General features: G+C 70.1%; 11 protein-coding genes and 1 riboswitch. Of the genes, 2 read left to right on the forward strand and 9 right to left on the reverse strand.

All coding sequences use genetic code 11. The features are described 5' to 3' along the window. Positions 1 to 24: 24 nt before the first annotated feature. The 5 genes from QFZ27_RS07140 to gstA all read right to left on the reverse strand — a co-directional run bounded on the left by QFZ27_RS07140 (position 25) and on the right by gstA (position 6930). On the reverse strand, positions 25 to 3261 hold the full coding sequence (locus QFZ27_RS07140) for an error-prone DNA polymerase (RefSeq protein ID WP_429225402.1): 3237 nt from the start codon (positions 3259 to 3261) through the stop codon (positions 25 to 27). A 352-nt stretch (positions 3262 to 3613) separates the two neighbouring features. Next, positions 3614 to 5149, reverse strand: a complete 1536-nt coding sequence (locus tag QFZ27_RS07145; protein WP_429225403.1) for a Y-family DNA polymerase — start codon at positions 5147 to 5149, stop codon at positions 3614 to 3616. Beyond that, entirely contained in the window at positions 5064 to 5816 is a 753-nt protein-coding gene (locus QFZ27_RS07150; protein WP_429225404.1) for an ImuA family protein, read from the reverse strand. Before QFZ27_RS07150 ends, QFZ27_RS07145 begins: the two co-directional genes overlap by 86 nt. Positions 5817 to 5902: 86 nt before the next feature. Beyond that, positions 5903 to 6283: a nuclear transport factor 2 family protein gene (locus tag QFZ27_RS07155; protein WP_429225405.1), complete on the reverse strand. Its 381-nt coding sequence runs from the start codon at positions 6281 to 6283 to the stop codon at positions 5903 to 5905. Beyond that, complete coding sequence (gene gstA / locus QFZ27_RS07160; protein ID WP_429225406.1) at positions 6283 to 6930, reverse strand: glutathione transferase GstA; 648 nt, start codon at positions 6928 to 6930, stop codon at positions 6283 to 6285. The genes QFZ27_RS07155 and gstA overlap by 1 nt, the downstream gene beginning before the upstream one ends. Positions 6931 to 7053: 123 nt before the next feature. Here gstA and QFZ27_RS07165 point away from each other — a divergent pair, with 123 nt between their 5' ends. Next, a complete protein-coding gene (locus tag QFZ27_RS07165; RefSeq protein ID WP_429225407.1) occupies positions 7054 to 7677 on the forward strand; it encodes a TetR/AcrR family transcriptional regulator in 624 nt (207 codons plus the stop codon). Positions 7678 to 7683: 6 nt separating this feature from the next. Here the strand turns inward: QFZ27_RS07165 and QFZ27_RS07170 are convergent, their stop codons facing one another. Both QFZ27_RS07170 and QFZ27_RS07175 read right to left on the reverse strand, forming a co-directional pair. After that, positions 7684 to 8058 (reverse strand): YciI family protein, encoded by a 375-nt coding sequence (locus QFZ27_RS07170; protein ID WP_429225408.1) that lies wholly within the window; start codon positions 8056 to 8058, stop codon positions 7684 to 7686. 79 nt (positions 8059 to 8137) lie between these two features. Next, complete coding sequence (locus QFZ27_RS07175) at positions 8138 to 8563, reverse strand: hypothetical protein (protein WP_429225409.1); 426 nt, start codon at positions 8561 to 8563, stop codon at positions 8138 to 8140. A 328-nt stretch (positions 8564 to 8891) separates the two neighbouring features. Between QFZ27_RS07175 and QFZ27_RS07180 the strand changes: the two genes are divergently transcribed. Further along, positions 8892 to 13745: an NAD-glutamate dehydrogenase gene (locus tag QFZ27_RS07180; protein WP_429225410.1), complete on the forward strand. Its 4854-nt coding sequence runs from the start codon at positions 8892 to 8894 to the stop codon at positions 13743 to 13745. Between the two features lie 95 nt (positions 13746 to 13840). Here the strand turns inward: QFZ27_RS07180 and QFZ27_RS07185 are convergent, their stop codons facing one another. After that, the gene (locus tag QFZ27_RS07185) at positions 13841 to 14326 is read right to left on the reverse strand and encodes an Lrp/AsnC family transcriptional regulator (RefSeq protein ID WP_429225411.1); all 486 of its coding nucleotides are present in this window, start codon (positions 14324 to 14326) and stop codon (positions 13841 to 13843) included. A gap of 29 nt (positions 14327 to 14355) precedes the next feature. Beyond that, positions 14356 to 15078: a haloacid dehalogenase type II gene (locus QFZ27_RS07190; protein ID WP_429225412.1), complete on the reverse strand. Its 723-nt coding sequence runs from the start codon at positions 15076 to 15078 to the stop codon at positions 14356 to 14358. A 178-nt stretch (positions 15079 to 15256) separates the two neighbouring features. After that, positions 15257 to 15470: riboswitch (cobalamin riboswitch) on the forward strand. The last annotated feature ends 109 nt before the right edge of the window (positions 15471 to 15579 follow it).

Here is a 15579-nt window from a genome sequence, read left to right on the forward strand (position 1 = left end):
ACGGCCGCGGGAAGGCCGGCTCTCTCACTTGAAGTCGCGGCTGCGCAGCGTCACCCGGTGGCCGCGGCTGGCGTCGGCGCGGGGGCGGGCCTGGTGGCCGGGGTCGAGCACCACCTGGTCGGTGCCGCGGGCCAGGACCGGCAACTGGTCGGTCCAGTCGACGAAGCGCTCGGCCACGACATGGATCACCTGGTGCTCGCCCTCGCCCACCTTCTGCACCCGGCCCTCGCAGGCCAGCAGGCGGCCGGCATAGACGGCGCGGCGGTGCTGCTCCGACACCTGCGACCAGACCACGATGTTGGCGGCACCGCTCTCATCCTCGACGGTGACGAAGATGGTGCCGTTGGCGGTCTGCGGCCGCTGCCGGAACAGCACGATGCCGGCGATGCGGATGCGGGCGCCGTCGCGGGTCTGGTCGTCGCGCAGATTGCGGGCCGGGACGATGCCGAGCCGTGTGAGCGCCGGCCGCAGCAGCGCCAGGGGGTGCTTCGTCAGCGACAGGCCGGTGGTGGCGTAATCCTCCAGCACCTCAAGCCCCGGCGGCAGGGGGGGCAGCTCCGCCGCTTCTTCCTCGAACAGCGCCAACTGCGCGGGCCGGGCGGCGAACAGCGGCAGGGCCTCGCCCTCGACTCCGGCCACGGCCCACAGCCCCTGCTGCCGGTCGAGCTCCATCGAGCCGAAGGCGGCGGCCTCGGCCAGCCGGTTCAGGGCGCGGGAGGAAACGCCGGCGCGGCGGGCCAGATCGGCCGGCGTGGAGTAGCCGGCGCCGCGCTGCTTCACGATCTCTTCGCCCTCGTCCTTGCTCAGCCCCTTCACCAGGCGCAGGCCCAGACGCACGGCATGATCCTGGCCGCCGGTCGGCTCCAGGGTGCAGTCCCAGTCGCTGCGGTTGACGTCGACCGGGCGCACTTCCACGCCGTGCTCGCGCGCGTCGCGCACCAGCTGCGCCGGGGCATAGAAGCCCATCGGCTGCGAGTTGATCAGGGCGCAGCAGAACACCTCGGGGTGGTGGTGCTTGACCCAGGCGCTCTCATAGACCAGCAGCGCGAAGGAGGCGGCATGCGCCTCGGGGAAGCCGTAGCTGCCGAAGCCCTTGATCTGATTGAAGCAGCGCTCGGCGAAATCGCGCTCATAGCCGTTGCCGACCATGCCCTCGACGAAGCGCCTCTCATAGGTGTGGATGGTGCCGACATTCTTGAACGTCGCCATCGCCCGCCGCAGGCTGTCGGCCTCGGCCGGGGTGAACTTGGCGGCGACGATGGCCAACTTCATGCCCTGTTCCTGGAACAGCGGCACGCCCATGGTCTTCTCCAGCACCTCCTTGAGCTCCTCCTTCGGATAGCTCACCGGCTCGATGCCGTCGCGGCGGCGTAGATAGGGATGCACCATGTCGCCCTGGATCGGGCCGGGGCGGACGATCGCGACCTCGATCACCAAATCGTAATAGGTCTTCGGCTTCAGCCGCGGCAGCATCGATTGCTGGGCTCGGGATTCGACTTGGAACACGCCGATCGAATCGGCCCGGCTCAGCATCTCGAAGACGGCCTTGTCGTCCGGCCGGCGGCCCAGCTTCGGGCGTTCGGGGAACGCCACCGGATAATGCGCGTGCATCAGGTCGAAACAGCGGCGCAAGGCGGTCAGCATGCCCAGCGCCAGCACGTCGACCTTCAGCATGCCCAGCGCCTCGATGTCGTCCTTGTCCCAGCAGATGACGGTGCGGTCCGCCATCGCCGCGTTCTCGATCGGCACCAGCTCGTCCAGCCGCTTGCGGGCGAAGACGAAGCCGCCGGTGTGCTGGCTGAGATGGCGGGGGAAGCCCATCAGCTCGACCGCGAGCTCCAGCGCCAGGCGCAGCCGGGGATCGGCCGGGTCCAGCCCGGCCTCGCGCACTTGGTTCTCGTCCAGGCCGCTCATGCTCCAGCCCCAGACCGAGCCGGACAGGGCGCCGATCATGTCCTCCGACAGGCCCATCGCCTTGCCGATATCGCGCACCGCGGCGCGGGTGCGGTAGCAGATGACGGTGGCCGTCAGCGCGGTGCGATGGCGACCGAACTTCTCGTAGATGTGCTGGATCACCTCCTCACGCCGCTCATGCTCGAAATCGACATCGATGTCGGGCGGCTCGTGGCGCTCCTCGCTGATGAAGCGCTCGAACAGCAGGTTGACCTCGACCGGGTTCACCGCCGTGATGCCCAGGCAATAGCAGACGATGCTGTTGGCGGCGGAGCCGCGGCCCTGGTTCAGGATGCCCCGGCTGTTGGCGTAGGCGACGATGTCGGCCACGGTCAGGAAGAAGGGCGCGTAGTCGCGCCGGCCGATCAGGGCCAGCTCCTTCTCGATCTGGCCGCGCAGCCCGGCCGGCACGCCCTGGGGATACAACCTGGCCGCCCCCTCCCGGGTCAGCCGCTCCAGCCGGGCCTGGGCCGGCTCGCCCTCCGGCGTGATCTCCTCGGGGTACTGGTACTTCTTGACCAGCTCGTCCAGGTCGAAGCGGCAGCGCTCGGCGATCTCGACGGTCCGTTCCAGCGCATAGGGATGGTCGCGGAACAGCCGCTCCATCTCGTCGGGTGTCTTCAGGTGCCGCTCGGCATTGGCCTCCAGTCGCCAGCCGGCCTCGTCGATGGTGCAGTGCTCGCGGATGCAGGTGAGCGCGTCCTGCAGCCGGCGCCGCTGCGGCACGTGGTACAGCACGTCATTGGTGGCGACCAGCAGCGTCCGGGTGCGGAAGGCCACCTCCCGCAGCGCCTCCAGCCGCCGGGCGTCGTCGCCGCGATACCGGTGGCTGGCCGCCAGATAGACCCGCTTGCCCATGTCCGAGCGCAGCCGGTCGAGATGGGTGACGAAGCCGTCATCGATCCGGTCGGGCGGCAGCGCCACCAGGATCTGGCCGTCGCTGAACGGCAGCAGGTCGGCATGATGCAGCAGGCACTCGCCCTTTTTCGCCCGGCCCTTCCCCTCGGTCAGCAGCCGGCACAGGCGGCCATAGGCGTCGATGTCGGTCGGATAGCACAGCAGGCTCGGCGCGTCGGCGAAGTCCAGCCGGCAGCCGACGATGTAGGGAATGCGGCTGGCCTTGCGGTGATTCTCGTTGCGGTTGGCGGCGACATGGCCGCGCACGATCCCGGCCAGGGAGTTGCGGTCGGTCACGGCGATGGCCGACAGGCCCAGCAGGATCGCCGTCTCCACCAGTTCCGCCGGATGCGACCCGCCGTGCAGGAAGGAGAAGTTGGTGGTGACCTGCAGCTCGGCATAGGCGGTCATGGCGGGACCGCCTTCCGCCGGGATCCCTTACCAAGTCCCCCCTCCCCTTGCGGGAGGGGGGCAGGGGGAGGGGTCTGCGCGCGTCCGCGCGCGAAGAGGGCTTCTTTACAATTTCCCTCATCGTCATTGCGAGCGTAGCGAAGCAATCCAGAGGCCGCACGCACCAGCCCCTGGATTGCTTCGTCGACTTTGCCTCCTCCCAATGACGGTGAGAGGAAAGTGCTCTGTAAACACAGATGCTGACGATCACGAGGTGCCGGCTCGGGGCTGCGGCAACCCCCTCCCCCTATCCCCCTCCCGCAAGGGGAGGGGGGACTCAAAATGGGCAGAGCCCGCGAGACCACCCCGGCCATCAGTCGAACATCCCGTGCAGGAACCAGCGGGCGGTCTCGCCTTCCTGGTACAGGCCGGCGCGGTAGACCCAGAAGCGGCGGCCGGTCTCGTCCTCCACCCGGTAATAGTCGCGGATCATGTCGGGCTCGGCACGGTCCTGCGGCCGGGGCCGGCGCCACCATTCATAGGCAATGCGCTCCGGCCCGTCGGCGCGGCGGATCCGGTGGGTCGCGCCGGCCCAGCGGAACTGGGTCGGCGGATCGTCCGGCACCTGGGCGATCGCCTCGATCGGCTCCGGCCGGCGCAGCAGGCGCAGGGGCCGCACCCAGCCGGGTGGCCAGGGCTTGCTCTGATCCGGCGCCAGCGGCGGCCGGGGCTCGACGGAGCGCTCGGGCAGGTGGCTCTCGACCGCCGCCGGGCGCCAGATCCGGTCGAAGCCGATGCGGTTGCCGACGATATCGACGAAGCCGGCGAGGTCGCCGATGCCGGCCCCTTCGCCCTCCAGCTTGCTCAAGCCCGACTGGCGGCCGCCGACCGGAGCCACCCGGTCGGCGCGCAGGGTCGCCACCTCGACCCCGAAGCCGGGATCGACCCGGTCCAGCCGGTCGGCCAGCAGGCGCCTGACCCGGGCCGGGTCGCGCACCGGCAGGGCGGTGCGGATGGCGATGCTCTGGCAGCGGCCGTCGACCCGATGGAAGGCGGTGGTGAACTGGGCCGCGCCCATCATCCGCGCCTCCAGCCGGGCGCAGAGATCGGCGGCCAGCGCGGCGATGGCGCGCTGCAGGTCCTCCGGCGTGCCGATCGGCTCGGCGAAGGCCAGGCGGGCGAACCAGGGCGTCGGCGGCCGGCGGAAGCCGACCGTCTCCTCCGCCCGGCCCAGCGCCTGGTCCAGCCGCAGCAGCGGCCCGGCGCCGAAGCGGCGGGCCAGGCCGGGGCGCGGCGCCGCCAGCAGCTCGCCGATCCGGGTCAGGCCGATCCGCTGCAGTGCCGCCACCTCCTCCTCGCCCAGCCGCAGCGCCGCGGTGGGCAGGGGGGCCAGGGCCGCGCGCTCGGCGCCATCGGGCAGGATCCGCCGGTCGGCTTTGTCGTAATGCGCCAGCGCCCAGGCGGCGCCGAAGCTGCCGGCGACGGCGATGCGCGCCGGCAGGCCCCAGCGCTCCAGCCGTGCGGCCAGGTCGGTGACCAGCCCGTCCTCGCCGCCCCAGAGATGGGCGCAGCCGGTGATGTCGAGCCACAGCCCGTCGGGCGGGCAGGGGGCGACGGCGGGGCTGTAGCGGCCGGCCCAGCGCACCAGCCGGGCCAGGGCGCGGGCGTCGGCGGCATGGTCGGCCGGGATCAGGGCCAGCCCCGGCAGCACGGCGCGGGCATCGGTCGCCTTCTGCCGCGGCCGGATGCCGGCGGCCCAGCCGCGGTCGTCCACCGCCACCACCTGGCGCCGCTGCTCGACCGTCTCGACGATCGCGACCGGCTCAGCCGGCCAGGCGTCGCGGGGTGTCGACAGTCTCAGTCGCGTGATCGGCCAGTTCGGCAACCACAGCGAGACGATCCGTCCCATCCTCGATCTCCACGATCCAGCGGCCGGGCCGGCCGCCGCGGCTGTGGGTCAGGGTCAGCTCCCAGCGCGCCGGCCCGACCCAGGCGGCGGTGCCGCCGCTCGGCGCCGGGGCCACGGTCCAGCGCGTCATCGCGGCGCTGGCGCCGGCCCGGACGATGCCGTCGCTGCCGGCGCGCGGCATGATCGGCCGGCGCTGCAGCAGGAGGGCGGTGGTGCCGTGCGACTCGCAGGCCAGCTGCAGCCGCCGCTCGGCCAACAGGTCGGCGCGTACTGCCTCGGCCAGCACGGCGCCGAAGCCGCGGGTGCGCAACGCCTCCTCCACCACCGCCAGCACGCCGGTCTCGTCGCGCGGCCGGACCAGGATCAGCCGGTCCGGCGCCAGGCCCAGCGCGGCCAGGGCCGGCGGGTACAAATCGTCGGCCGCGGCGCACCACAGCACCGGCCCGCGCCGCTGCAGCCGGGCCAGCAGCCGCGCGGAAAAGCCGGTGGCCGCCGCCCCGGCAGGGTCGCCGCCGGCGCCGGCGACCCGGTGCAGCCGGCCGAGCGCCAGCCCGCCGCGCGGCAGGCGGTCATCGATCGGAGGCAGAGCGAGCGGCAGGACGCCCGGATCCTCGACGGCGGATCCGTATCGGTTCAGGCGCTCGCGCAGGGCGGCGAGGGCAGACATGGCGGGGCATAGTGTTCCGTATTTGTTCCAATATGAATCCACCGCTGGCCCGGAGAGTCAAGCCGCGCGAGTCCCGGCCATGCTCCTCATGCCCCTTTGACGTTGCCCAGCGCCTCGACGATGCGGCCGTCGCGACCGCGCATCAGGTTGACCCCACGGACCGAGCTCTGGCCGTCGGCACCCCAGCGATAGCGCCACAGGATGATGGCGCGGTCGCGGACCACCACGACGTCCTCGACGTCGAAGCCGGTCCCGGGCGCGGTCGCGATTCGTGTCCACAGCGCCACGCAGGCGCCGCGGCCGACATGGCGGGCGCCGTCCGGGGCGGGCTGGGTGTTCTCGATCACGCAATCCTCGGCCACCAGCTCCGCCAGCGCGGCCGGGTCATGGCGCTGGAACACGTCGTTGAACCGCTGCATCAGGGCGGCGGTCTCGCGCTCCTGCGCCGATGGCGCCTCGCCGCTCATCACTGCGCCGCCTCGGCCGGGCGCGGGCCGAAGAACCCGTCATCGCGCTGCACCAGCCCTTCCGCCGCCAGCACCGCCTGCACCGCCGGCCGGGCGGCGACACGCCGGTGAAAAGCGTCCAGGGCCGGCCGGCGCGCCAGGTCGACGCCGTTCCAGGGCGACCAGTTCAGGCAGACGAACAGATAGGCATCGGCCACGGTGAAGCGGTCGCCGGTGAGATACGGGCCCGCGAGCTGGCCGGCCAGCCAGTCCAGGCGCTTGTCCACCAGCGCCGCCACTGCGGTCCGGGCCGGCGCGTAGGCGGGGAGCATCAGCATCACCATCGGCTTGTGCAGCTCGGCGGAGATGAAGTTCAGCCAGGACTGGACCCGACCGCGCTCGACGCTGCCGGGTGGCGGCAGCAGCCCGACTTCGGGGCGGAGATCCGCGAGATACTGCACGATGGCCGGCCCCTCGGTCAGGACCCGCCCGTCCGCCAGGGCCAGCGCCGGCACATAGCCGTTGCCGTTGACGCGCAGATAATCCTCGCCGTCCTCCGTCCGGTGCGTCCCGCGGTCGACCTCGACCAGTTCCACCGGCAGGCCCAGCTCGCGGCACACGATGTGCGGCGACAGCGAGCAGGCGCCCGGATGCATGTACAGCTTCATGGCCATCTCCCAGATCCTCTTTCTCCCCGGCGGCTTCGAGGCCGCCGCGGAAAGCGCATTTATTTTTGTACCGTACCGCAGGATAATGCAGAGTCAAGGCTTAACCTGCGAAGCAGTACAAAAATGAGCGAAGTCCCGAGAAGGCGCGGCCGGCCGCGGGCCTACGATCCGGATGCGGCACTGGAGCGGGCGCGGGACGTGTTCTGGGAAGGCGGCTTCACCGGCAGCTCGCTGGATGCCCTGAGCGCGGCGACGGCGATGAACCGGCCCAGCCTGTACGGCGCCTTCGGCGACAAGGAGGCGCTGTATCTGCGGACGCTCGAACGCTATCGCGACGAGAGCCTGGTTGCGATCCGGCAGGCGCTCGATCCCGGCCGGTCGCTGCGCGAGGGGCTCGGGATCCTCTACGCCACGGCGCTGTCGACCTATCTGGACGAACGGGCGGGGGCGCGCGGCTGCCTTCTGATCGGCACGGCGGCGGTGGAGGCGGTGCTGCACCCGGCCGTGCGGGCGATGCTGCACGGCAGCCTCGCCGCCTTCGAGCAGGAGCTGGAGGAGCGATTCCGCCTGGCCCGGGACCGCGGTGAGATCGGCGCGGGCGCCGACCCCGTCACGCTCGCCCGGCTGGCCGCGGCGGTGCTGCATTCGCTGGCCGTGCGCGCCCGGTCGGGTGAGGCCCGCGCCATCCTGGAAGCGATTGCCGATTCGGGCGTGGCGATGATCTGCGCCGCCGCCGGCGCTGCCTGAGGCCGGTCAGCCCTGGCGGGCGTCGGGCAGGAACAGCCGGACCGGGCGGATCTCATAGCCGCCGAGGCCGGGATTCGCCTGCTCCAGCTCCTGCGCGATGGCGACCGCCTCGTCCTGCGAGTCGCAGTCGACCACGTAGAAGCCGAGCATCTGCTCCTTGGTCTCGGCATAGGGGCCGTCGACCACCAGGGGCGGCTGGTGGCCCTTCATCAGCGTGGTCGCGGCGCTGGTAAAGGCCAGCCGCGCGGCGGGGCCGAGCTTGCCTTCCGCCGCCAGGCGCTTGTGGACGACGTCGAGCCGGGCCATGACCGCGTCGTCCTCCTCCTGCGTCCAGGCGCCGAGGACCTCTTCCGAATTGTAGCAGAGAATGGCGTACAGCATCCGGGCCTTCCCTCCCGTATCCCGGGCGGGAGTATGCCTGCGCTCTGTTAAAATCCCTATGCCGTGATGCCGGCGGCGATCAGGGCATCGGCTGCACGACCACGGCGCCGGGCGCCACGGTCACGGCGGTGCCGCCGGCGGCCGGCAGATAGGCGCTGGTCATGACGTCGAGCTTGTCGGCGCGGATCGTCTCCAGCGTCTGGCACAGCGACCATTTCGCGGTCGGGCCGGAGATGGTGATGCGGTCGCCGATCCGGACCGGGACCGGCTTGCCCTGGATCGACACCTCGCTGCCGTCGTCGCGGCGCAGCACGGAGCAGGGCCGGCCGACCTGGAGCGTGCCGGTGTAGACGACCCTGACCTCGTCATGCCAGGCGCTGGACACCTTCGGGAAATCATAGGGCGGGATCTGCGCCTGCTGTCCGGTGGTCTGGCAGGCGCCCAGCAGGGCGGCCGCGGCGAGGGCGATGAAGAGGGTCGGCGAGGAGTGATGACGGTTCGACAACACGCTCTCTCTTTCTCGTTTTGGCGGCGGAATCATTTCTTCCAATACAGTTCTTCCATACAGGCGAAGCGGGGCCGCCGTCCAGAAGACGTTCGAAGCGAACGTTCCGCACCGACGATGGGTTATTTCGGACCGGATTGCGGAGACTTTGTGGCCTGGAATGTCCTAACCGCCCGTATCGTCTGACAAAATCGCCGGAGGATGCCGCCGAACCGTCACGGTTCGGCGGTTTCCTTTTACCCGGGTTGATTGTATGCCCTTGGGGCCCTGATGCGGCCCGTTATGGTTTCGAGAGGGGCCGGGCCGCACGCTCTCTGGAGTCTGCAGGATGTCAAAGGCCGATCAGCACAAGGCCGAAATCGTCGATGATGTCGTGGCGCTGGCCAAGCAGCGGCTCGACCCGGCGAAGGGAGGAATGGCCGAGCGGTTCACCCGCCTGTATTTCCGCAACGTGCCGCCGCACGACGTGCTGCGCGAGGGCACCGACACCCTCTACAGCGTCGCCCTAGGCCTGCTGCAGTTCGGCGGCGAGCGCCGCAAGGGCGAGGTCAAGATCCGGATCTTCAACCCGGTCTATGACGATTACGGCTGGCGCAGCCCGCACACCGTGGTCGAGATCATCAACGACGACATGCCGTTCCTGGTCGATTCGGTGACCGCGGCGATGTCCGAGCTCGGCCTGACCGTGCATCTGGTGGTGCATCCGATCATCGCCGTCACCCGCGACGCCCAGGGCCGGCTGACCGACGTGCAGGACCCGGCCGCGGCGCCGGAGGGGACGCCGGCCGAGAGCTTCATGCATGTCCAGGTCGACGAGCGCACCGACCAGGCGACGCTCGACCGCATCGCGGCGACGCTGCGCGGCGTGCTGGCCGATGTCCGCGCTGCGGTCGAGGACTGGAGCGGGATGCGGCAGCAGATCCGCACCGTGCTCGAGGAGCTCGACCACAAGGCGCTGCCGGTCGACCCGGGCGAGACGCGCGAGATCATCGCCTTCCTGGAATGGCTCGAGGACGACCATTTCACCTTCCTCGGCTATCGCCGCTACGACTTCGCCCGGACCGAGGACGGGCTCGAGATCGCGATCGTGCCGGGCAGCGGCCTGGGCATCCTGCGCCAGGCCGAGGTCTCGGTGTTCGACGGCGCCCGCCGCTACGACCGGATGTCGGAGGAGGCGCAGTCGATGCTGCGCAGCACCGCGCCGCTGACCGTCACCAAGGCCAGCCTGAAGGCGACGGTGCACCGGCCGGTGCATCTCGACGTCTTCACCGTCAAGATCTTCGACGAGGCCGGCGAGGTGATGGGCGACCACATGTTCGTCGGCCTGTTCACCTCGGTCGCCTACAGCCGCAGCGCCCGCGACATCCCCTATCTCCGGGCCAAGGTCAGCCGTACCCTGGCGCGCGCCGGGATGGACCCGCGCAGCCATGACGGCAAGGCGCTGGGCCACATCCTCGACACCTATCCGCGCGACGAGCTGTTCCAGATCTCCGAGGAGCAGCTGCTCGACATCGGCATGGGCGTGCTGCACCTGCAGGAGCGGCAGCGGACGGCGCTGTTCGTGCGCCGCGACCCGTTCGGGCGCTTCGTCTCCTGCCTCGTCTACGTGCCGCGCGACCGATACAACACCGACCTGCGCTACCGCATCCAGAAGATCCTGGAGAAGGCCTATGGCGGCAAGGTCACGGCCTTCACCACCCAGATGACCGAGGGGGCGCATGCCCGCGTCCACTTCCTGATCAAGAGCGAGCCGGGCCAGGGCACGGACGAGCCGGTCGACGTTATCGAGGAGCGGCTGGTCGAGGCCGGGCGCAGCTGGTCCGACCTGCTGCAATCGGCGCTGGTCGACAAGAAGGGCGAGGAGCAGGGGCTGATCCTGCTGCGGCGCTATGCCGAGGCCTTCCCCGCCGGCTATCGCGAGGAGACCCCGCCGGCGGCGGCGATCGTCGACATCGAGCGGATCGAGGAGATCGACGAGGCCGGCGAGATCGGGCTGCACCTGTTCCGCCCGATCGAATCGGCGCCGAACGAGCTGCGCTTCAAGCTGTACCACCGCGGCACGCCGGTGCCGCTGTCCGACGTGCTGCCGATGCTGGAGCATCTCGGCTTCAAGGTGGTGTCGGAGTTCCCGACCGAGGTCGCGCTCTCGGGCCAGCCCCCGGTCTGGATCCATGACTTCGAGATGCGCAGCCGCAGCGGCGACGCGATCGACCTGAACCGCCTCAAGGCCGTGTTCCAGACCGCATTCGAGCGGATCTGGACCGGCGACATGGAGGACGACCGGCTGAACCGGCTGGTGCTGGCCGGCGGGCTCGACTGGCGGTCGATCACCCTGCTGCGCGCCTATGCCAGGTTCCTGCGCCAGGCCCGCTTCGCCTTCAGCCAGGAGACGATCGAGGACACGCTGGTGGCGCATCCGGAGACGACGCGCGCCGTCGTCCGAATGTTCACCACCCGCTTCGATCCGGACCTGACCGGCGACCGCGAGGTGGCGATCCGCGGCATGCTGGTCGAGATCGAGCACGCGCTGGACGCGGTCACCAACCTGGACGAGGACCGCATCCTCCGCCGCTTCCTGAACCTGGTGCGGTCGACCCTGCGCACCAACTACTTCCAGACCGACGACCAGGGCCGGCCGAAATCCTACCTGTCGCTGAAGTTGGACAGCCTATCGCTCGAGGAGCTGCCGCTGCCGCGGCCCTGGCGCGAGATCTTCGTCTACAGCCCGCGCATGGAGGGCGTGCATCTGCGTGGCGGCAAGGTCGCCCGCGGCGGCATCCGCTGGTCCGACCGACGCGAGGATTTCCGCACCGAGATCCTGGGGCTGATGAAGGCGCAGATGGTGAAGAACACCGTCATCGTCCCGGTCGGCTCGAAGGGCGGCTTCGTGCTGAAGCGGCCGCCGGCCGCCGCGGCCGGGCGCGAGGCGTTCCAGGCCGAAGGCATCGAATGCTACAAGATCCTGATGCGCGGCATGCTCGACATCACCGACACTATCGTCGGCGGAGAGACCACGCATCCCGAGCGCGTGGTCCGGCATGACGAGGACGATCCGTATCTCGTGGTCGCGGCCGACAAGGGCACCGCCACCTTCTCCGACATCGCCAACGGGGTGAGCCAGGATTACGGCTTCTGGCTGGACGACGCCTTCGCCTCCGGCGGCTCGGCCGGCTACGACCACAAGAAGATGGGCATCACTGCCCGCGGCGCCTGGGAATCGGTGAAGCGGCATTTCCGCGAGCTCGGCACCGACATCCAGGCCCAGGACTTCACCTGCGTCGGCGTCGGCGACATGTCGGGCGACGTGTTCGGCAACGGCATGATCCTGTCCGAGCACACCCGCCTGCTGGGCGCCTTCAACCACCTGCACATCTTCGTCGACCCGGATCCGGACGCGGCGACCAGCTTCGCCGAGCGTAAGCGGCTGTTCGAGCTCGGCCGCGGCTCCTGGGACCAGTACGACCAGGCGAAGCTGTCGCCCGGCGGCGCCGTGTTCGAGCGGAAGGCGAAGTCGGTCAAGCTGTCGCCCGAGATCCGCGTCCGCTTCGGCATCGAGCGCGAGACGGTGACGCCGAACGAGCTGATGCAGACGATGCTGAAGGCCCAGGTCGACCTGCTGTTCTTTGGCGGCATCGGCACCTATGTGAAGAGCAGCCGCGAAAGCCACGCCGATGTCGGCGACAAGGCGAATGACGCGCTGCGTATCAACGGCCGCGACGTCCGCGCCCGGGTGATCGGCGAGGGCGCCAATCTCGGCGTCACCCAGTTCGGCCGCATCGAATTCGCCCGGATCGGCGCCGGCGGCGCGGGCGGCAAGCTGAACACCGACTTCATCGACAACTCGGCCGGCGTCGACACCTCGGACCACGAGGTCAACATCAAGATCCTGCTGGGCGCCGTGGTCCAGGCCGGCGACCTGACGCTGAAGCAGCGCAACGTGGTGCTGGAGAGCATGACCGAGGAGGTCGGCCACCTGGTGCTGCGCGACAACTACCTGCAGAGCCAGGCGCTGTCGCTGGCTGTCGGCGAAGGCTTCGAGCTGCTGGACCAGCAGGCCCGCTTCATGCGCGGGCTGGAGAAGGCCGGCAAGCTCGACCGGGTGATCGAGATGCTGCCGACCGACGAGGAACTGACCCAGCGCTCAGGCAACCGCGAGGGGCTGACCCGGCCGGAGCAGGCGGTGATCCTGGCCTATGCCAAGATCAACATCTACGACGCGCTGCTGGCCAGCGACCTGCCGGACGACCCGGCTCTGGTCGACGACCTGGTGCTGTACTTCCCGACGGCACTGCGCGAGCGCTTCAAGGACGCCATCGCGCAGCATCGGCTGCGGCGCGAGATCGTCGCCACCCATGTCACCAACAGCATGGTGAACCGGGTCGGCGCCACCTTCGTCTCCGAGCTGGTCGACAAGACGGGCATGGGCGTGGCCGACATCGCCCGCGCCTATCTGATCGTGCGCGACGGCTTCGGCCTGCGCGACATCTGGGCGGCGGTCGAGGCGCTGGACAACGAGGCCCAGGCCCAGGCCCAGATCCGCGCCATGCTGGCGACGCGGCGGCTGATCGAGCGCAGCGTCGCCTGGATCCTGCGCCAGCAGGGTCGCGGCCTGAACATCAGCCAGGACGTGGCGCATCTCAAGCCCGGTCTGGCCGAGCTGGAGAGTCAGCTGGACGCCGCGATCTTCGACGACGCCCGCACCGTGATCGACGCCCGCGCCCAGAGCTTCGTCGATGCCGGCTTCCCGGAGGATCTGGCGCGCCGTGTCGCCCGGTTGAACCTGTGGGCGGCGGGGATGGACATCATCCGCATCGCCGACCAGGCCGGGCGCGGCGTCGGCGAGGTGGCGTCGGTCTATTTCGAGACCGGCCGCCGGCTGGGCCTGGCCTGGCTGCGCGACGGCGCCAGCCGGATGCCGGCCAGCAACCATTGGCAGAAGCAAGCGGTCGGGGCGATCGTCGACGACCTGTACACGCTGCAGGCCGACCTGGCGGTGCGGGCGCTGCAGGACGCGCCGGCGGGCGCGGCGGGGGCCGATGTCGTGGAGGCCTGGGTCGGGCACCGCCGCGCCCCGGTCGACCGGATCGACCAGCTGGTGTCCGAGCTCAAGGCGCTGGACCAGGTCGACCTGTCGATGCTGGCCGTCGCCAACCGCAATTTGCGCGGTTTGGCGACGGGGTGAGTCTTTCCAGCCCGCCCTTTCCATCCTCCCCCTCCCGCAAGGGGAGGGGGAGGATGGAAAAGGGCAAGGCAGCTCTCCGCAAAGCCAGTTGCCCCTCACTCCCCCCGCAGCAGCTTCTGCAGCGGGGCGGCCTGGCGCAGGATCGGTGACTTGATGACGATGTAGCTGAAATACTTCTCAATGCCGAGGCGTCGGTCCAGCAGCGCCTCCATCACCTGCTGGTAGTGGGCGATGCTGCGGGTCAGGAAGCGCAGCAGATAGTCGTAGCCGCCGCTGACCATGTGGCACTCCAGCAGTTCCTCCACCATGGCGAGGCCGGCCTCGAAACGGATGAAGTCCTCGCGCCGGTGGTCGCTCAGCGTCACCTCGGTGAACACGGTCACGGTCTCGGTCAGCTTCGCCAGCGCGATGCGGGCGCCGTAGCCGGCGATGTAGCCCGCCGCCTCCAGCCGCTTCACCCGCTGCAGGCAGGGGCTGGGTGACAGGCCGACCGCCTCGGCCAGCGCGGCGTTGGTGATCCGCCCGTCGGCCTGTAGCCGGGCCAGGATGGCGATGTCGATCCGGTCCAGCTTCGGCGCCATCCTTCCCCTCGTCCGATCGGCCGCGGGATTTAACCGCGCAAGGCTTCCTGGTGAGCTTTTGCCAGTTCCGCCATGCTGGTGAAGCGGAAATCGACCTTGGGTTCGGTCGCCGGCTTCATGGTGGCGCCGAAGCCGCCCTCGGCGTGGCGGCGGTGGATCCAGCAGGTGGCCAGGCCCGCCGCCGTCGCCGGCTCGTGGTCGTGGAACAGGCTCTCCGCCGTGTGCAGGATCTCGCCTGGCGCGATGCCCAGGCCGCCAAGCTTCTCCAGCATGTAGTCGAAATTTCGGGCCGCGGGCTTGTAGCTGCCGATGTCCTCGGCGGTGAAGACGGCGTCGAACTCGACCTGCAGCCGCACGTTGCTGAGGGCGAAGCTGGCATTGTCGACATTCGAGAGGATCGCCAGCTTGTAGTACTTCTTCAGGTACTGCAGCGCGCCGGCGGTGTCGGCGAAGGCCGGCCAGTCCTTGATCGAGCGGCCATAGGCCAGCGCCTCCTCCCAGCTCGCCGCCACGCCCCACTCCTCGGCCAGGCGCTTGTAGACGATCGCCAGCAGCTCGCTGTAGCGCCGCGCCGGGGTCCAGCGCTGCTGCGCCGATTCATGGCGGGCATGGGCCTCCAGGATCCGGTCGCGGGTCAGGTGCTGCCTGGCGCGGGCGGTCAGCGGCGCCAGCGCGTTGACCATGCCGGTCTCCCAGTCGATCAGCGTGCCGTAGCAGTCGAAGGTCAGGATCTTGAAATCGGTCAGCGTCATGGTGCGTCCTCCGGTTCCGGTCTCCCGATTATCCGCCGGCGACGCCGGCAGGGGCTGCGCATTCGCATCCGGCGGCGGCAGAGGCTGGCGCAGCGCGGCCATGCCGCAGCAGAAAATGCCGTGTCGCAGCCGCGTCATGGCGTGTCGGCTCTGGAGCGTGCGGGGCCGCGGAGTCGCGCCATGATCGCCGCCAAGAGGTGCCGGTCCGATGCTGTGGAACAGAGCAGCGGCGGATCGGAGAATTGGGAAGCCGGTGTGAACCCGGCGCTTGCCCCCGCAACGGTAACGGCGGTGTAAGGTGCGGCAGGGGCCACTGGAGCGATCCGGGAAGGCGCCGCACCGGCCAAGAAGCCCGCCGGAGCCCGGAAACCAGCCTCGAAGGAGTTTGTCTCGGTGATCGCGGTGGGCGGTCGGCGGGCATGTTCGCGAAGGGCCGGTCCGGTCTCCGAGCGCGCGTACCCGGATGCCACATCTGCGACCGTGCCCAGAGGAGAGGGTCGG

This window comes from Inquilinus ginsengisoli (assembly GCF_050434925.1).
In the GTDB taxonomy this organism is placed as follows: domain Bacteria; phylum Pseudomonadota; class Alphaproteobacteria; order DSM-16000; family Inquilinaceae; genus Inquilinus; species Inquilinus ginsengisoli_B.